This window comes from Imperialibacter sp., assembly GCF_048007035.1.
Taxonomy (GTDB): domain Bacteria; phylum Bacteroidota; class Bacteroidia; order Cytophagales; family Cyclobacteriaceae; genus Imperialibacter.
In genome coordinates this window covers 4967916-4987101 of sequence record NZ_CP180355.1, presented here as the reverse complement: position 1 = coordinate 4987101, position 19186 = coordinate 4967916, and the positions used below count along the sequence as shown (strand labels likewise).

Annotated in this window: 14 protein-coding genes; 7 read left to right on the top strand and 7 right to left on the bottom strand. The window is 46.9% G+C overall.

The window, feature by feature from the left end; translation table 11 throughout:
• Nucleotides 1–65: 65 nt before the first annotated feature.
• Entirely contained in the window at nucleotides 66–1025 is a 960-nt protein-coding gene (locus tag ACMVP2_RS21635; RefSeq protein ID WP_339794244.1) for an Ig-like domain-containing protein, read from the bottom strand.
• A 171-nt stretch (nucleotides 1026–1196) separates the two neighbouring features.
• Complete coding sequence (locus ACMVP2_RS21630; RefSeq protein ID WP_416865067.1) at nucleotides 1197–2315, bottom strand: FG-GAP repeat domain-containing protein; 1119 nt, start codon at nucleotides 2313–2315, stop codon at nucleotides 1197–1199.
• A 637-nt stretch (nucleotides 2316–2952) separates the two neighbouring features.
• Here ACMVP2_RS21630 and ACMVP2_RS21625 point away from each other — a divergent pair.
• The gene (locus ACMVP2_RS21625; RefSeq protein WP_416865066.1) at nucleotides 2953–4089 is read left to right on the top strand and encodes a hypothetical protein; all 1137 of its coding nucleotides are present in this window, start codon (nucleotides 2953–2955) and stop codon (nucleotides 4087–4089) included.
• 137 nt (nucleotides 4090–4226) lie between these two features.
• On the opposite strand, the gene ACMVP2_RS21620 is transcribed toward ACMVP2_RS21625, so the two are convergent.
• Nucleotides 4227–5057, bottom strand: coding sequence for a hypothetical protein (locus tag ACMVP2_RS21620; protein ID WP_416865065.1), 831 nt, complete (start codon nucleotides 5055–5057; stop codon nucleotides 4227–4229).
• A gap of 341 nt (nucleotides 5058–5398) precedes the next feature.
• On the opposite strand from ACMVP2_RS21620, the gene ACMVP2_RS21615 reads away from it, so the two are divergent.
• The gene (locus ACMVP2_RS21615; protein WP_416865064.1) at nucleotides 5399–8113 is read left to right on the top strand and encodes a glycosyl hydrolase; all 2715 of its coding nucleotides are present in this window, start codon (nucleotides 5399–5401) and stop codon (nucleotides 8111–8113) included.
• A gap of 17 nt (nucleotides 8114–8130) precedes the next feature.
• Here ACMVP2_RS21615 and ACMVP2_RS21610 read toward each other — a convergent pair whose 3' ends face one another.
• On the bottom strand, nucleotides 8131–9057 hold the full coding sequence (locus ACMVP2_RS21610) for a LysR family transcriptional regulator (protein WP_339794254.1): 927 nt from the start codon (nucleotides 9055–9057) through the stop codon (nucleotides 8131–8133).
• Nucleotides 9058–9449: 392 nt separating this feature from the next.
• Here ACMVP2_RS21610 and ACMVP2_RS21605 point away from each other — a divergent pair, with 392 nt between their 5' ends.
• The 3 genes from ACMVP2_RS21605 (at nucleotide 9450) to ACMVP2_RS21595 (ending at nucleotide 11565) form a co-directional block, all read left to right on the top strand.
• Entirely contained in the window at nucleotides 9450–9734 is a 285-nt protein-coding gene (locus ACMVP2_RS21605) for a hypothetical protein (protein WP_339794256.1), read from the top strand.
• 74 nt (nucleotides 9735–9808) lie between these two features.
• Nucleotides 9809–10591: a DUF6671 family protein gene (locus ACMVP2_RS21600; protein ID WP_339794258.1), complete on the top strand. Its 783-nt coding sequence runs from the start codon at nucleotides 9809–9811 to the stop codon at nucleotides 10589–10591.
• 11 nt (nucleotides 10592–10602) lie between these two features.
• Nucleotides 10603–11565, top strand: a complete 963-nt coding sequence (locus tag ACMVP2_RS21595; RefSeq protein WP_339794260.1) for a sodium-dependent bicarbonate transport family permease — start codon at nucleotides 10603–10605, stop codon at nucleotides 11563–11565.
• Nucleotides 11566–11755: 190 nt separating this feature from the next.
• Here ACMVP2_RS21595 and ACMVP2_RS21590 read toward each other — a convergent pair whose 3' ends face one another.
• From ACMVP2_RS21590 to ACMVP2_RS21580, 3 genes are all read right to left on the bottom strand, one after another.
• The gene (locus tag ACMVP2_RS21590; protein ID WP_416865063.1) at nucleotides 11756–13114 is read right to left on the bottom strand and encodes a hypothetical protein; all 1359 of its coding nucleotides are present in this window, start codon (nucleotides 13112–13114) and stop codon (nucleotides 11756–11758) included.
• Nucleotides 13115–13186: 72 nt separating this feature from the next.
• Complete coding sequence (locus tag ACMVP2_RS21585) at nucleotides 13187–14050, bottom strand: sulfurtransferase (protein ID WP_416865062.1); 864 nt, start codon at nucleotides 14048–14050, stop codon at nucleotides 13187–13189.
• Between the two features lie 114 nt (nucleotides 14051–14164).
• Entirely contained in the window at nucleotides 14165–15181 is a 1017-nt protein-coding gene (locus tag ACMVP2_RS21580; protein ID WP_416865061.1) for a LacI family DNA-binding transcriptional regulator, read from the bottom strand.
• Between the two features lie 153 nt (nucleotides 15182–15334).
• Between ACMVP2_RS21580 and ACMVP2_RS21575 the strand changes: the two genes are divergently transcribed.
• Together ACMVP2_RS21575 and ACMVP2_RS21570 are read left to right on the top strand one after the other, a co-directional pair.
• Nucleotides 15335–15925, top strand: coding sequence for an RNA polymerase sigma-70 factor (locus tag ACMVP2_RS21575; protein ID WP_416865060.1), 591 nt, complete (start codon nucleotides 15335–15337; stop codon nucleotides 15923–15925).
• A 179-nt stretch (nucleotides 15926–16104) separates the two neighbouring features.
• Nucleotides 16105–19170 (top strand): SusC/RagA family TonB-linked outer membrane protein, encoded by a 3066-nt coding sequence (locus ACMVP2_RS21570; RefSeq protein WP_416865059.1) that lies wholly within the window; start codon nucleotides 16105–16107, stop codon nucleotides 19168–19170.
• Nucleotides 19171–19186: the final 16 nt, after the last annotated feature.

Genomic DNA, 19186 nt, shown 5'->3' with positions numbered 1-19186 from the left:
CAGGAACGTGGGGTTTTCACACAAAAAAACGAAAGGCGGCCATTGTTAACTTCAGCAATGGCCCGCTATTTCTCTACCACCCTTATCACACTGTTGCCATTTACCATTACATCATAGTCGACCCCGTTAAGTGATATTTCTATACTCACCAGCGCTCCGAGTGAGAGGTCATTAAATTCAGCCTCCGTAACTTCAAGGGTGGCTATTTGAGCAGCTTTACCAGCCGCAATATCGACCGCTTCTGTCGTTGTAGCGACTTCCGCTTCGATAGTAAAAGTAAAGCCGTTGGTACTGTACAGAGTGACCTTCCCTGTCGTTACTGGCACATCGGTACTGCCTAGAAACACTTTGTATTGGTATTTGCCTGCGAATGTCACCACGTTCACAAAACTGGCGGCCACCAGCTGGCCTTCTTCGGCTGGAATCACAGTCACTGCATCATAAATCAGGGGGTCGTTTTCCCGGTAAGCCTCCACAAACACATAGCCCAGGGTCTTGGCCAGCGCCTTTCCAGCGGGATCCACGCTCAGCACATTGGTATTCGACGACCTCCACTGTATACTTTGATCGGTAGCGTTGTCCGGCATGAAAGACAATGGCAAGGCCTGCTCAACATCAATGAACGCAACGATCACTGAATCGCCGCTTGCTATCTCCACGGCTGACAAGGGAACAGGGAGTACATTAACGGTAAGCTGCGCTTCGGCCCCCTCGCTCGCACTGCTCAGCTTAACAGTTGTGGTTCCAATGCCCAAAGCTTTGAGCATGCCTGTAGACGACACCGTCGCAATGTCTTCGTTCAAGGAAGTCCACACCAGGTCCTCAATAATAATGGTATCGGGCGTGATGGTATAAAGCAGCCTGGTGGAATCACCCATCACGATATTAACGGTCGACTCACTCAAATGAACCTCCGCATCCACCTCTTCAACAGGATCAGGCTCCTCAGTGTCTCCACCGCAACCAACAACGAATACCCAGGCAGCCAAAAGAATCAATAGCGAAATGGTACGGAGTGACTTCATAGAGCGTTTTAAAAGCTTATTTCGCTGGCGAAATAAGCAAGATTGTACGGCATTTTCACTTCCATTTTTTAAAGAATGGAAGAACGGTCAGCGGAAGTGAAGGCAGGTTAGAATCTAATTAACTCGGGTAGCGAAAACGCTCAATCATTGTCCCGGGGATGCCATGGTGGCTTACTTTTTACCCACAGCACGGTTCAGGTAATAAGCATTAATTTCCTCTGAATTACTCTCTATAATATCTGGCCGTCCATCGCCATTGAGGTCTGCCGAAATGATATCATACGTGTCGTGGTTTACCTCTCGAAGTATCATCCGCCGCCAGACCTTGCCTCCCCCATCATTGAAAAAGACCAAATTGGGAGACCCAGAGTTGGCAATAATAATATCGATATCTCCACCCAGGTCTAAATCGTCCACCGTAACAGAATAGGACTCGTCGTCACTTTCATCAAAAACAACAAAGGTGTCGTAGGTCAATGCAGGGTTGCCAAAATACACCCTGTTGGGTTCACCAATATTGGCAGTGACAATGTCCATGATACCGTCCTTGTTGATGTCGGCAACGGCTACTGCTCGTGTTTCATCACTGCCAGTGCCAAAAGGTACCTTTTTGGCAAACCCTAACTTTCCATCGTTGAGATAAATATAGTTTTGCTGACCGTCCCTGTTGGCCAGTATCAGGTCGTAGTCATTGTCTCCGTCGATGTCCGCCAATTCAACGTCGATTGTTGAATCGTCCTTTTCGCCGAATTGGAGCACCCGGTCAAACCTGCCTTTGCCATCATTCAGGCATATTTCGTTTTCGGCACCCCGGTTGGTAATCAAAATATCGATATCACCATCTCCATCAATATCCGCCGTGGTTAGGTTCCGGGTTGGGGCATACTCCTTTCCAAAAGAGGAGCCTCTTTCGAAAATGCCTCCTCCTGAGTTAATATAAATCGCATTGGGCGCCATGTCGTTTCCAACTGCAATATCTAAATCACCATCGCCATCAAAATCTGCCAATTCGGTGGCATAGCTGGTTTCGCTCACGTCGTCAAGCGGACGGGATACCGTAAAAATCCCCAGTCCATTGTTGTAAAAAATTCTGTTTTGCTCGGGCCAGTGCCTTCCATTGGCGACAACGACATCGATATCTCCATCGTTGTCAATATCTCCAACCCCAATAGAAGCAGTTTTTTCTTTAGCATCTCCCAATATTAGTCTTCCGCTGTGGCGAAACTCAATGTCCTGCGCAAACAGAAAAGTGCTTGGCATGAGCAAAGCGGCAATAATTATATACTTCATAAGCTTTGTCCTGGTTGGCTACCATTTTGCATATGACTTTCCAAGGCCGTCTCTTTCCGACCGTCAGATGAGGATGCAAAAGGAATCAAATAAAATGCACCGGGGCAAGTTAGGTGAGTTTGCGTAGGGGTCAAATACCGCTGACAAAAAATGAGGTGTGAGATGAATCGAACCACGCACAACTCTGGTGCCTTCTGTCAGTCGGGAAGTTTCGGAGGGCACGCTGAGCGAGGCACTCAAAGTGTTTCAAAAGTCATGTTTCTAATCCAGGCCCTCAATTTCTCTCTCTTCCAAAAAATCGACGTATCATCCAGTCAATTTCAAACTGCAATTCCTCATGCGCTGCATGCTGGCTGTAACCACCGTGATGGTCAACTCCTGGGTAGTATAGGGTAGCTAAGCAATAAAGTCTCTGAATGCTATTCTGGCTTGCACATTAAAAAATGTCAAGGTTGCCTGCTAACAGCCGTTAGTTAGCAAAATTGATTTCTTAACGATGGCTGAAAAATACTTAAAGTAGCTGCGACTCTTTTTTTGCAGGTCACTCTAAGCTAAGGCAGATAAGCCCCTAACTGGCGGTAGGTTTTTGTTGGCATTATTTCTGGTATCCCTATCTTAGCACCAAAGCCAACCAACCATGAAAAAATATTATCACCTGCTCATTATTTTAGGCGCTGTTGCAATGCTGTCCGGCTGTGCCAGCGGGAAAAAAGCGCTCCAAAAGGGTGACTACGAAAGGGCAGTTTCACAAGCAATCAACCGGCTCCGATCCAACGACGGGCAGAAAAAGGCCCAAGCAACGCTCGAAAAGGCCTACAAATATGCCCTGGAGTCTCATTTGGGGAATATCAAAAAAGCGAAAGCTTCCAACGATATTATGAAGTGGGAGTCGATTGCCAGAGATTATCAATACATCAATTTTTTGGCTGATGAAATCCAGAGATGCCCTGGCTGCAGGGCGGCAGTACCCAACCCGGCCCGCTACGATGCGCAGCTGGCCGAGGCTAGGAGGAATGCTGCCGACGTGCACTACAACCTTGGAGTTGAAGCGCTCAGGCGAAAGGAACAACGCACCAAAGCTATTGAAGCACATCAGCATTTTATGGCCGCTCAGGCGCTAGCGCCCAGGTTCAAAGACGTGGACGAGAAGCTAGGAGAGGCTCTGTACTATGCCACGCTGCGTGTGGTAGTGGAGCCCATTCCATCTCCTTCAAGAATGTTCAATATCAAGCATGAGTTTTTTGTGAACAAAATCAATGAATACCTGCACAACACCGTGATCAATCAATATGTGCGGTTTTACACTCCAGGCGAAGCAAATGCCGAGAAATTGGACTATGTGCATCACATAATCACCATGGAGTTTGACCGGTTCAACCTGGGCAATGTGTACAGCAACAAAACAACCACCGATGTTAGCCGGGACAGTGTGGTGATTGCCACTAAAGACAACGTGAAAATTTATGGCACTGTGAAGGCCAAACTTACCACGAACGAAAAGGCCATTACGGGGACCGGCGTGTTGGATTTCAAGGTGTTCGACAATGGTCTGAACAAAGTAATCACCCAGGAGAAGTTTCCAAGTGAGTACACCTGGGCCATCCGCTGGGCTTCTTTCAACGGCGACGAACGGGCACTCAGCGATGAACAGCTTGCCATGGTGAACACAGTGGAAGCTTCAGCACCCAGCCCTCAGTTTATGTTCGAGGAATTTACGGCACCGCTTTATGATCAGGCCATCAGCAAGGTCAGGAGTTACTATCGGAATTATTGACTGGCTTTTGGGGCCTAATCATATCTTTCTTTTGCAGGTGTTGCTGGCTGATGATCGTTGGCACTAAGCTAAAAATTGCGAGCAAAAGATTTCAAAAAAAAACATTAACGAGAATTCGTTAAGCGCTTAACGGAAACCTAAGGATTACTTTTCTTTTTCTTCTTCTTTTTTGGTGGCGTTCTTACTACATGGAACCAAGATGGTTCATTGTCCTTGCCTCGAATCAATGTAGTTACGTAGTCTTTCGTTACGATTCTTATAGACTTGAATTGGCGTTCATAATACAATAGGAAAAACACGGCACCTACTGGAATATAATCTAAATCTTCATATACAATTGATATCGTTTTGTTGGGCATTGACTGATATCCCCGGTATTCGTTAAAATATTCCAAAGTGTCAATAATCTCGCTTGCATCGGAGCTCAAAGTGTAATGTAGTTCAGCTCCATAAATCATATAGCCATTTGGCTGAAACGCAGGCAAGAAATGAACTTTTATTGAAGTGTCACTTCGAAAAATAAAGTGATTGTATCTAAGTCGATCTTCAGGCCCCAGGAACTCATTTTTTCGAGCAAGGGCCAAGTCATAAGCTTTTGAATAATGGACTGCGAGTGTTGTATCAAACTGTCCAAAAGTACGGTTGACAGCAAAAGAAGCGGAGTCCACCAAATAATGGGCAGTGAGTGTATAGGTTGAATCGTAGGCTCCGTACAATGCATGATAACGCCCTGCAGAATCTAGATAACAAAACCACTGACCTCCATAGGTGCTAAGTTCCTCTTTCGAAAGAGTTTGAATGCTATCCGAGCTCACCCAAGCTACACGATCATAAGACAACATTTTAAAGGCAGTGGCGGTGTGTTCGAATTGTCTTTTCATGAACTGGTCGTTACCTGCGGGTAAATCTTCCTGTCCATATGCCACACTGGCAATCGAAATAATAAGAACTGAAATGATGTATTTCATAAAAACGCTTTTCATAATAGCTGACCAAGAGTTGCTAGAATTTCAATGAATGTCACTTCCCACTAGCACTTAACCACGCCGATGATAAAATTAATTTATGTGGCGGACAATCCAAGATAGCTGCCGTTTCTTTCCTACTGAGCCCCCATGCATGATAGTATCCATGTTAGCGGCATTCTGCTCTTCGATATCGTCCACAAGGCTCCGCTGAGAGGGACACTCGACACAGTTAAAATGCCGAATTCCTAATCCGACGTAATGGTAGCATATCCGGCACTTCATTTCTCTCCACTCAAAAAAATCAATTAACTTACCCGGTCTATTTCAAACTACAATCCCATATGCGCTACCTGCTCATCCTATTACCCTTTGCTCTCCTCCTCTCCTGCCAAACCACACCTCAGCAAGACTGGCCCGCTGAGTCGGTCACCACCAAACCATGGACCCGCTGGTGGTGGATGGGCAACGCTGTGGACGATGCCAATATCAGGAAGCAACTCATAGCCTACCACGAGGCCGGGCTGGGCGGCGTAGAAATCACCCCCATCTATGGTGCCATGGGCTTTGAAGAGCAGTACATTGACTACCTCTCCAAAGATTGGATGGATCGACTGCAAACTGTGATCCGGGTGGCCGACTCCCTGGGCATTGGCGTCGACATGAACCTGGGCACGGGCTGGCCCTACGGCGGCCCGCAGATCACGCCGGAATATGCTGCCTCTAAAATGGTGGTTCAACAATACTCACTAAAAGCAGGGCAAGCACTGAAAGAGAAAATTACTGTCAACGATGAGAAGCAGGCAGCCATGCGCCCCAAGCTGGTAACATTAATGGCTTATGGGCCTGAAACAACCATTGACCTAACTGATTCATTGAGTGAGGATGGACTTTTGAAATGGACACCAGACGCCAACTATGAGCTCTATGCGATCTTCGCCGGCAAAACGGGGCAAATGGTGAAGCGAGCTGCTCCCGGTGGCGCCGGTCTAGTGATGGATCACCTCAATAAAGAGTCCTTCCCCGTTTACACAGCCCGATTCGAAGAAGCATTTGGCTCACCCGGCCCCAATATCCGAAGCTTTTTTAACGACAGCTATGAGGTGTACGGTGCCAACTTCACGCCTACGCTATTCGATACCTTTGAACGCAGCCGTGGCTACGACCTCAAACCATACCTGCCCACCCTCCTCAGTGGCGATAGCTCAGCAACTGTGGGCAGGCTCAAGGCCGACTACCGCCAAACCATGGGCGAAATGCTGCTGGCCAACTTCAGTGAGCCCTGGAAAAACTGGATCAACAACCACGGTGCTTTGTCACGCAACCAGGCGCATGGCTCCCCGGCCAACCTGCTGGATGTGTACGCCTCTACCGACATTCCGGAGTGCGAAACCTTTGGCTATTCCGGGTTCGATATTCCCGGTGCCAAGAACTACACCCACTCCAGCCGTCACCTGCCACCCGATCTTTATATGCTCAAGTTTGCTTCCTCGGCAGCCCACGTGGCTGGCAAGCCATTGGTGTCGTCTGAAACCTTCACCTGGCTAGGCGAGCATTTTAAAACGCCCCTTTCACAAACCAAACCCGAGCTCGACCAGGCATTTCTGGCGGGAGTGAACCACGTGTTCTTTCACGGCACTACCTACAGCCCGGCCGAAGTGCAGTGGCCTGGGTGGCTCTTCTATGCCTCTACCAACTTTGCTCCATCCAACAGCTGGTGGCCCCATATAGGTGGGCTCACCGGCTACATCAACAGAAGTCAGTCGGTGCTCCAAACCGGACAGGCCGATGGCGACGTGCTGCTCTACTTCCCCTACGACGACGCTGCATACTTCTCAGGCAAGAAAAGCCTGGAGTACCTGTTCACAGTACACAATATCGATGAGTGGCTGCACCCGACCAACTTTTATGCAACGGCCAAAAGGCTGACAGAAAAAGGCTACCTGGTCGACTATATCTCTGAGAGCTGGCTGGAGAAACTGGCCGTTCCCAACGGACAGCTAAGCACTGGCCCCAACGGCACATCATACAAAGCACTGGTCATCCCCAAAATGACCTTTATGTCCACCAAAGCACTTCAGACACTGCTTAAACTTAAAAAACAGGGAGTGACCATCATTCTCCAGGGGTTGCCGGAAGACGTGCCTGGCCTCCACAATCTGGAGCAGCGAAGGGCAATTCTCGACTCATTAGTGATGGGCCTGGGTACCTCCACGAGCCCTGCCGGCAACGTACAGGCATCGTTAACAGCTGCCATGATTCAGCCTGAAAGATTGGCGGCACTCGGTCTTAAGTTTGTACGGAGGGTGGATGGCAACAATACCTATTATTTTATTGTCAACCAGCGACCCGAAGCTTTCGATGGGTGGGTGCCATTTAACAAAGCTTTTAAGGAGGCTGTGATACTGGATGCTATGACAGGCCGTGCTGGCAATGCCGAAACAAAAACCGAAAACGGGCTAACGCAAGTCCGCATGCAGATCAAATCTGGCGAGTCTCTTTTCCTTAAAGTCGGCAACGAAAGCTCTGCTACCGACTGGAGCTATGCCAACGAAACCGGTGGAACCGTTGCGCTCAATGGTCAATGGACACTTAACTTCAAAGCTGGCGGCCCCACCCTGCCCGGCAACAAAACCCTGGACAAGCTTCAGCCCTGGACGGCCCTGGGAGATTCACTGGCCGACCAGTTTTCCGGCACTGCTACCTACGCTACCCACTTCATCCTGGTTTCGAAAAAGGATGACTACCTTCTACAGCTGGGCGATGTGCGGGAAAGTGCCAAAGTATGGGTGAACGGGCTGTATGCAGGTAATAGCTGGGCTGTGCCCCACGAGTTAAGGATTGGGGACTACCTAAAAGAAGGCGACAATACCATAGAAATAGAAGTAGCCAACCTGATGGCCAACCGCATTCGCTACATGGACAGGGCGGGGATAGAATGGCGCAAGTACCACGAAATTAACTTCGTGAATATCGACTATCAGGCGTTCGATGCCAGCGACTGGGAGGTGCAGCCGTCGGGATTGATAGGGCCAGTGAAGTTGGTGGAAATAGAATAAGCACAAATTTGAAGACTTTAGACCCTGCGATCCAGCTCCGAAAAGTACTTTTTGATGATGTCCTCCTTATGAACTTCAACAAACGACAAAAATGACTGAGCCACCGGAGAGTGCTTCTTGGCTTTCAGCCAGATCAATTGCCAGGAGGTGGTTATGGGCAGCCCTTTTATTGGAATAATTTTCATTTCCCCTGACGCCAGCTCCTTCTTAATGCCTATCAAAGGCATAATGGAAAGCCCGAGCCCCGCCAGCACAGCTTGCTTCACGGCTTCGTTGGAGGTAAGCTCCATCTTCTTCCCGATGGTCATTCTACTCTTTTCTACAAACCGCATCATCGTTTGTCGGGTGCCGGAGCCAGGCTCACGAAAAATAAGAGGAACTCTTTGAAAGAACTGAGCGAGGTCTCTTCCCGATGAAACGGTACTATCTTTATTGCCTACAAGGAAAAGTTGATTATCAAGTAAGTCAACTTTATTTATCGCCAGCTCATCCGGCAAAATCGACACCAGGGCAAAATCAACTTCATTGTTTTTAAGGCTGTCGATCACTCTTGCCTTGTTGGTCACATCCATATTAAGCTCCACACCTGGATGTTGCTTCATAAAATCGGTTAGAAAATAGGGCATCACGTATTTTCCAGTCGACACTATCGAAAGCTGGAGCCGACCTGCCAATTGTCCTTTGTAGGCGAGCATTTTATAATCAATATCTCTTACCTGCTGAAGAACTCTTTCCGCCATTTCGGCAATTTCACGGCCGAATTCGGTGATGTAAATTTTTCTGCCTATAACCTCAGTGAGCGGCACTTCAAACTGATTTTGAAGATTTCGAAGTTGAATCGAAACAGCAGGTTGGGTTAAATGCAGCTCTTCCGCAGCTCTTGTCACGCTCTGCGTTTGAGCCACCTTCAGAAAGATGTGAAGCTGGTTTAACGTATAATTCATAAATAAATTTTATGTGTTTCATAATAAATATAAATAAAAATAAATGAATTTACTGCATCAGTTTTGCGAAATAAATACAACTAGTACGTGCAACAAACGCAATTGTGAAAGGGAATGAAATAGGCATTGAAATCATGCACGCTACACGAAGAGTCGTCAAAGCAATTGGGGCAAAGACTCAAATCGATGAATTGGAGGTGGGCGCAAAGGTGTACCTGAGCGGAAACACAATCATGATTTCCAAATCATCGTGGGACACTATAAGGAAAAATAAACTTTTTCTAAGCAGCCAATCAGTACACCGCACGTTGGAGTTGAAACAAAAAAACTCGCACGGGTTTGATAGCAAAAAGCGGCTATACCAGCAACAATTTTAAATAGCGTAATAAGAAATGAAAGCGAAAGACATGAAGCAGAACAATGAAGTAACCATTTTAAATGAAGTATACCTGCCAGAAAACGCTGAGGAGGTAATTTCAGGGCTAATTGATCAGAAGATCAATTTCCTAAAGTTAAAAAATCTATCTAGTCACGTGATCTATTTCAAACCCAATCAACACTGCCAGTCGGAAATAGAACGGCTTGATGCTTTGAAAATGGTTTTGATAGGGAAGGTTCGAACTCTGAAAAGCCAACCACTCCGCTTAAAACTGGTATCCTATTTTGACCATGATTGAAACCAATGATTGCGAAGGATTGGTTCAACGGTAGAACTGTCATTATTGCGAGTCTTCATCAAAAAGAAGAAGTAATGGCACCACTTTTAGAACGTTATCTGGGGTGTCAGTGCGTTGTCCCAGCTGATTTAGACACCGATCAGCTGGGCACCTTCAGCGGGGAGATTCCAAGGCGATTTAGTCCGATTGAAGCTGCCAGGCGAAAATGCAGGATGGCACTCTCCGAGATCGGCGGTGACCTTTGCATAGCCAGCGAGGGATCATTTGGATCACATCCTTCGCTACCATTTCAAGCAGCCAATGAAGAGCTTGTGCTTCTCGTTGACAGCAGGAATGGGTTCGAGGTATCAGCCTCAAAAGTATCTTTCCAAACCAACTTTAACGGGCAGGCCATTGTCAGCTTAGAGGAACTCCAGTCCTTTGCAGAAAAGGCACTATTTCCTTCTCACGGGCTTATTATTAGGAAAAACCCAAAGAGCGATGCTGGAATTGTTAAAGGAATCAACACCTGGCCAGCACTCCAAATAGCCTTTGAATCCACTATGAACACGTGGGGACAGGTGTATGTCGAAACCGACATGAGAGCAATGCACAACCCTTTAAGAATGGAAACTATCAGGGCTGCTACGATCAAGCTTATTCACAAGCTTCAAAATAGCTGCGCTGTGTGTGGTGCGCCAGGCTTTGGGGTTGTGCGTCAGGCAGCCGGCTTACCCTGCTCGGTTTGCTCACAACCTACTAAATCCGTGATGGCCAGCACGTATGGCTGCCAGCTCTGCCATTTCGAAGAACACAAATTATTTCCACAGGACAAACCCAGCGAAGGCCCCGCTTACTGTGATTATTGCAACCCATAACCAAACAAACTATGAGTCTGAATCTCCTTATCGACAACTTGACTAATCCTGCACTATTGTTTTTCATTCTCGGCATCATCGCCGTTTATGTGAAGAGTGATCTGGAAATACCAGCTGGCTCTTCAAAGTTTATCTCCCTCTACCTCCTGTTTAGCATTGGCTTTAAGGGTGGCCAGGAGCTGTCGCATGAGGCATTTACAGCTGAAGTTTTATCTTCCATGATTTTCGGAGTCGGCATCTCCATCATCATCCCATTGTACACCTTTTTTATACTCAAACGGTACATGAATGTGTTTGACGCTGGCGCAGTGGCAGCAGCCTATGGCTCGGTCAGTGCTGTCACGTTTGTAACGGCAGTGAGCTACCTGGAAAGCCAGGGTAGTCAAGTTCACGGGCATATGGTGGCCATTATGGCACTAATGGAATCACCCGCTATTATCGCCGGACTGCTTTTGATAAGCATTTTCAACAAAGACGAGTCGCAAAAGATCAAAAAAAGGACGGCTCTAAGCCACTCCTTTACCAACGGAAGCGTGCTGCTCATCCTTGGAAGCCTGTTGATTGGTTACTTCGCCAATGCCGAGCAAGCCGAAGGTATCAAACCTTTCACAACGGACATTTTCAAAGGCTTTCTGGCAGTTTTCCTACTAGACATGGGCATTTCCAGTGGCAAAAAGCTTAAGTCAATGGTCGCCGGTGGGCCCTTTCCAACGGTTTTTGCCCTCATTGTGCCCGTTATCAACGGAACTGCGGCTGCCATAGCCACTGGCCTTTTCACCTCCGATGTGAGTAGCAGATTCATACTGGCCATTCTTGCAGCAAGCGCCTCTTATATAGCGGTGCCAGCGGCTATGAAAATTGCTGTACCCAAAGCCAACCCAGGCCTATTCCTGCCCATGGCGCTGGCGATAACATTTCCGGTGAATATCACTATTGGGATGCCTATCTACTACTGGCTGGTGCTAAATACATAAAATCAAAAACATCGTCAGAAGCTAGCGCTAGTTTAGCCTTTGAGTAGTTCACCATTATAGAATTAAAAGGTCGTAGACTAGCTTCTGAACACTGGTGTGGGGAAGTCGAATGGCAGGAATAGACTTCTGGTAGAATTACGATTATGCGTCAAACAACACAAAACGATTATATCCTTCGCACTTTGCAGCCTCACCTGGGCAGTCCTGGCTTCACCTGAAAATAGCCATCTTCTTCTTCCTGGGTGGAACTAGTGCTTTTCCTTTCACTTGCGTCCAGCTCTCTGAAAAATGGAATAGACGCCCACCGATTCTTGTACATGGAAGGTGGCCCCCCAACTTCCAGCGTATGCATACCCTGCGGCAACTGTGCGATATCGATGTAAGCCAGATAGCCCGGCTGATTTGTCTTAAGCCTAAAATGATAGAGAAGAGGGTATTCCCTTACCAGGCTGTCGTCCAGGTAGACATGGTAAAACTTTTTTATGGCGGGCATATCCCTCGCATCTCTGGTCATGCCCTTGCTGGCAACAACCAGAGAATCATAGTTCACATACGCCCTGATCGAGTCCTCCTTAATAACTCCGGCCGGGATAAAGAGTCTAAGGACATTCCCGTCGATAATATCAGAGGGTATCTGCGCCTGGTAGGAAAAAAGCTCTTCATTTTGATCTTCATAATAACCAGTGAACACCCTTAGCCTTTGATCATCACCATGCCACAAGCTCAAACGGGAGAATGAACTTCCATCATACGCATCATTGGTAACTTCATCCAGCCCAAATAAGCTCCCAACAGCAAACACAGTAAGAAGCAAGAAGACCACCCATCGGTTGGAGTTGCTTACAAAAGCGAAATAAATAGGCCTGTAATAGCGCCCCAATGTAAACGTGCTAATGAGTTGGTGAAAAGGCCAGTAGATTTTACTGATCCAGGAAAAGCGCCGGAAGAACCCGAGGGTAAGAAAATCAATAAGTCCTATGAAGGCGATTACCAGCAGCACAACAACATAAATTTCAAAGGCCCGTGTGTCGGTAAAATTAAAGTTCCCCTGAAAAGCGACCCCTATAAAAAACGGGATAACCAAAAGGATGAAAAAGTATAGGTAGGCCCCTACAATGCTCATGAAGAGCATAAAAGAGAGCGAGAACAAGGAGCTGCAGAGTTTCTCCAGATTAATAATAATGCGCTGAAAGGGTGGAATCTTCTCGACTCTTTCCTTAAAGCGATGCTTATATTTGAGTCGCTCGGCGTTAACTCCGTTGGGGAAGGTATAGCTTAGCCCTACCATTCCTACCCATATGCCCCGGCAAATCAAGTGAAGGATAAGGCCGAGAATGAGCCAATAAATCCCAAGTTTGAGTATGCCCACCAGGTTATCAATATCGGTGGTTGAGCTAAATACCTGGGACTTGAAAAACGCCAGCGCCTTGTCCAGTAATGGAGGAACCTTGAACATGCCAAACAACACAATTCCTGAAAGCAGCACTTCCGGTTCCCAGCTTCTTTGCTGAAGGTCTTCAAGCCATTTGGGGGTTTCCTCTTTTTCCATAAAAGTTAGGTTCGTTCCGTAAAATACAGCTACCGAATGGCTTCAGAAAACTGCACGATCCATTTTACGCCGCTAGTGCCCGGCAGTGTCGGCTGTCACCATCTCCTTATTATTCCTGGACCACTCGCTCCATGAGCCCACGTACAGTTTGGGAATATCAAGACCAGCATAGTCGGCGGCCAGCAACAAATGGCACGCAGTAACGCCCGATCCACAATGTACAATAATCCGATCGGTGGGTATGTTGCCAAATACAGCCTGGTACTTGTCATTTAACTCTTGGGGAGATTTAAAAAGACCATCGGCGGTCAGGTTGTCGCTAAAGGGAACATTGACAGCACCGGGAATATGTCCGGCGATCAAATCGATGGGCTCCGTAAGACCGGCGTACCTTTTGGCATCCCGAACGTCGATAACCAGGTGGTCTTTTGCTTTGGCTACCTTCTCCACCTCCAGCATGTCCGCCTGAGGCAATTTCCATTCGACTACCGGGTACGGAGCTACTTTTCCAGGGATTTCCATTTTTGAAGACGTAGCCAGCCCGGCCTTTTCCGCTGCCAAAAGCCCACCGTTAAGCACCTGGACTTTGGAGTGTCCAAATGCCTTCAGCATCCACCACAAGCGAGCGGCGGCATTGGCGCCGCCCATGTCGTCATACACCACCACATGACTCCCGGGTGTGATCCCCAACCGCCCCAGCGCCTGCGAGAATTGATCCGCTGTAGGCAACGGGTGCCTTCCCCCTTCTGCCGCATTGGGCTTTACGTTGGCAAGGTCTTTATTGATGTCAGCAAATAAAGCTTGGTCGAGGTGCTTCTTACTGTAGTTTTCTCTGGCTTTCGGGCCACCGCTGGCATCCACAATGACCAAATCGTCGTAGTTATAAATAGCTCGCAGTTCATCGGCACTAATTATGGGAGATAGTTTGCTGTTCATTTTAACTTTAAGGTTCCGGGTAAAGTAATTGGCAAAGGGTGTGAAAGCAATATAAGGAAACTTCCTCCAACTACGTGAGAATCCTCGCCACCAATCGGCTTTTTTAGAGAACTGCTAGTACCGCCTCGACGACTCACGGATAACAAGTCGGCTTTTTATCAGTTCTTTCTGCTGGGTGATTTCCTTAGATGAGATTTGTTTTAGCAAAATCCTTGTCGCTGCTGCTCCCATGTCGAAGGCAGGGTGTTCAATGCTGCTCAGCGTTGGCTCTACAAAATCGCAGATGACTTCGTTGTTGAAGCCCAGCACCGCCACGTCTCTGGGAATCTGCAACCCCTGCATTTTCAAAATATGCATCATTTCAAGAGCAGATATGTCGTTGATGGCAAAAATGCCATCTGGCTTCTCCTCGGCGTCGAACAGGTACCTGGTGTATTGCTGCACATGTCCGGCCTGGTAGTTGGATTGAACTATAAGCGACTCTACCACGGGCACATTGTTAGCTTTGAGCGCCTCCAGGTAGCCATTAAGTCTGTTGCGACTATTAAAAAGGTGCGATGGTCCAGCCACAAAGGCAATTCTTTTGCAACCCTGTTGGATCAGGTGTTCTGTCCCCTGAAAACTAATATCAAAATTATCGGAGTATACCTGAGACACCGCCAACTCTTCTAATATCCTATCGAAAAAAACCAGCGGTATGTCCTTATTAATCGCATACTGAAAGTGGTCGCTCCGGTCTGTTTGCCTTGACACCGATACAAGCAATCCATCCACCTTGCTCGACATCAGGGTTTGTAAGTTATTCTGTTCAAGCGTCAGCGTTTCGTTCGACTGGCAAATCATCACATTGTATCCGGCGCCATTAGCCACCTCTTGAATCCCTCCTACAGCCTTAGCAAAAAACCGGTTAATGGTTTCCGGAATAATAACCCCCAGAGTATTGGTGCGCTGGAGCTTTAACTGCCGTGCCAATATATTAGGTTGGTAGTCCATTTTAAGCGCCAATTCCTTCACCCTCCTGGCTGTCTCCTGGCTTACATCATAGTGATTGTTCAACGCCCGGGATACAGTGGATTTTGACACCCCCAACATGCGTGCAATGTCTCGGATGGTAGAGTCAGATTTGCTCATTATTAGAATTTGATAGCTCAATGTAAAGCTAAAAAAAATTTCGGTACCGTTCCCGGGACAGATACCGTTAAAAAAAATTTCTCAAATCTGTTTTGTTCAGATTTTGAGAGTAAATTTATTTCAATCGATTGAAATCGACGACTTACTTAAACAATGCTTATAACCGAAAGAGCTTCTATTACCGGGACAAGACTGGCTCCGTCAAAATCTGTTGACAGCATAGACTATTTGCTGTGGAGAGTACTTCGTGATGACGACTCTCAGGCGTTTGAAAAATTATTCGTTGTTGGCTATCATCCGCTTCGCAGCTTCTGCGAGAAATTGGTTGAGAATAATGAAGTCGCTGAAGAATTAGTAAGCGAAGTCTTCCTTAAAATCTGGATCAATCGAAATGTGATTGTCATTTCCAGTTCCCCCAAGTCATACCTTTACACAGCGGTCAGAAATATCTCTTTCGATTATCTTAGAAAGGAGAAGAAATACAGCTTCACAAATATTGAGAACGAATTGGCTATTCCCTGCGATCACTTCGACCCGCAGAAGCGGTCGGAGTATGCAGAATTGCAGGAAAGTATAGATAACGCTGTAGCCAGGTTGCCTAAACAGTGTCGCCTGGTGTTTCAGCTAAGTCGTGACCAGGGCCTGCGCTACGTTGAGATTGCCGATCGGCTTCATCTCAGCGTTAAAACCATTGAAACACAAATGAGTCGTGCTTTAAAGTCTTTAAGGAAATCAATAGTCTAATTTTTTTTTTCACCACTAAACTGTCTTCCAGGATAAAGAAGAGTATTTATATGTCGCCAAAACAAAAGAAAGGTAGCTCGATTTTATTAACTTACTAAATGCCTCAAAGCCAAGCTGGTGATAAGGCATTGGGTCTAAACAAATTTAATTCATTACATTATATATAAACCCTACTTACTATGAATGAAATTTTATCAAAATGTAAGCAAATCCTGTGGTGCTTTCCGATAGGATTGGCACTCGTTGTGATTTGCTCCGGCCAGGTGATTGCCAGGCAGGATTCGACGGTATCAGGTACGATCACATCTGTGGAAGATGGCTCGGCCCTACCTGGTGTCAACGTGATTGTTAAAGGAACAACCACGGGAACAGTGACAGATATTGACGGGAAATACTCCTTAAGAGTTCCTTCAAGAGACGCCGTTTTGGTGTTTAGCGCCATCGGCTTTTCTACCACAGAAGTGACCGTCGGCTCGCAGTCTCAAATAAGTGTTGGGATGGAAGTAGATGTCAGGTCGCTCAGCGAAGTTGTAGTAGTTGGTTACGGAACCCAGGACAAGCGGGACGTAACTGCTTCAATCGCATCTATCGATGGCGAATCGCTTACCAGAATACCAACTGGCAATGCCATGGAGGCCATGAAGGGGCAGGTAGCTGGTGTTGACGTACTGCAAAGTGGTGGGCGTCCCGGACAGAGCTCCAATATCACTATCCGTGGTAGACGATCCCTAACTGCCTCAAATGATCCACTTTTCGTGGTAGATGGAATTCCAATGACTGCTGGAACAAATTCAATTCAGGACTTTAACCCCTCGGACATCGAGTCCATGGAAGTGTTGAAAGATGCCGCTGCAACTGCTATTTACGGATCAAGAGGCTCCAACGGAGTAATTCTTATTACAACCAAAAGAGGTCGCCCCGGAAAAACACAAGTGACTTACACCAGCACTTATGCCGCAACTGCTCCGTTTAAGACTATCCCAATGATGAATGGGCAAGAGTTTGCTGACCTAAAACGTGAAGCTAACAGAGTAGATGCCAACGGCGCATCCGGCAGAAGTGCGTGGGGAGACGCTGGATCTTCTATTCCAGCAGATGACGCTGTATTTGTTGATCCAGTTGAGTTGCTTTCAGCCCAGCAAGGCCGATCTACCGATTGGCAAGACCTGATCTACCAAAACGGTTCTCAAATGAACCAACAAATCAGTGTGAACGGTGGTACAGAAAAAACACAAGTGAGTTTGTCTCTTAGCTACTTCAAAGAAAATGGACTGGTTGAAGGAACTGACTACGGAAGATATACTGCACGAGTAAATGTAGACCATCAGATAAACAAAATCTTCAAGGTGGGCATGTCTTCACTTTATTCGCATTCAGTTCAAAACTGGGGCTCCGGGTCGACCATTTCCGAAGCGGTTAACCAAACTCCACTTGGTATGCCTTACGATGACAATGGAGATCTTATCTTCCTTCCTATTTCGGACGGTATCCGTACCAATCCTTTGAATGAATTGGTGCCGGGTAAATACATAGACCAAAGAACAGTAAACAGACTATTCTCATCTGTGTATGCTGAAGTTCAAATTTTAGAAGGTTTGAAATACAAGTTCCTAATTGGTCAGGACTTCCAGGCTTGGGAAAGAGGCCGCTTCGAAGGTCAATTCACTCAGGCTCGTAAAAATGGTACCCCCTCTGCCGGGCTCTTCAACCAACAGAGCTTTGGTTATACCCAGGAAAATCTGCTGACCTACAACAAATCATTCGGAGATCATAGCCTTGGCCTGACAGGCCTGCAAAGCTCTGCACAGCAGGATTCGACCAGAGCAGGTTTGATTGCAATAAACTTGCCCTACGAAACAGCTCAGTGGTACAATCTTGGTCTCGGCACCATTTCCGACTACGGTTCAAGGCTTGAGCGTTACAGACTACTGTCTTACATGGGAAGAGTAAATTACTCGTTCAAAGGAAAGTACCTTTTCCAGGCCAGTATGCGTTGGGATGGTTCCTCTCGGTTGGCTGAAGGCAACAAGTGGAATGCCTTCCCTGGCATCTCAGTGGGCTGGAGAATGAAAGATGAGGCATTCCTTTCAGGAGTCAATCTTATCAGTGATTTGAAGCTAAGGGCTTCTTACGGAAAAGTGGGAAACACTGCGGTATCACCTTACCAGACACAAGGTGCACTTAACCAGTCAGTCTATAGTTGGAATGAAGCCGATGCAAGAGGATTTGCACTTGGTGGCATACCTAACCCGGACCTAAGCTGGGAATATTCAGCAACTACCGACGTAGGTTTTGATTTTGGACTATTCAACAATAGGTTGACTGGTACATTCGATTATTACCATACCTCAACAGGTGTTTCTCTATTGCTGAGAAGAGCTTTGCCTCCAACATCAGGCTATACTTCGATTCTACAGAACATTGGCGGAACGGAAACCAATGGCTTTGAAATCACTTTGGGAGCCACCATCCTTGACATGTCGAATGGATTGAAGTGGAATGCAGACTTCAACATGGGACACTACAAAGAGAAAATTGTTGACCTTGCCCAAAGGGATGCAGATGGTAACAAGATAGATGACGTAGGCAGCGGCTGGTTCATCGGCCAACCAATTCGCTCGTTCTACGACTACGAGAAAATAGGCATCTGGCAGGTTTCTGAAAAAGATGAGGCTGCGGCGTTTATGGGCGCTGTACCTGGCGAGATTAAGGTGAAAGATCAGGATGGCGATGGCAAGTTCACTCCAGCTGATCGAAAAATTCTGGGCAACGACGTACCTGCGGCCTACGGTGGATTAACCAACACTGTAAGTTTCAAAGGTTTTGACCTGTCATTCTTTTTCTACTATCGCCTTGGCTTTATGATCGACTGTCAGTTTTGTCAGGGTCAGGCAAGTATGCAGGCACGCTATAATAACCTGAAAGTTGATTATTGGACAATTGACAACCCTACTAATGACTACCCCAGACCCAACAAAAATCAAGAAGGTATTACAAATGGTAGTACGCTTAGGTACAGAGAAGGCGGCTATGTGAAGCTTAGAAACATCACATTAGGTTACAGACTGCCTTCTAGTGTGCTCGAAAAGTTGAGGTTTACGAATGTGAGAATTTATGCGACGGCTCAGAACCCGCTTGTTTGGTCGAAATTCAAACTATTTGATCCTGAGAGAGGTGGTAATCTTGGTTCAGGAGAGATGCCTTCCAACCAACTAATTCTGGGTGGACTAAGTGTAACATTTTAAGGGGAATCAAAACCGA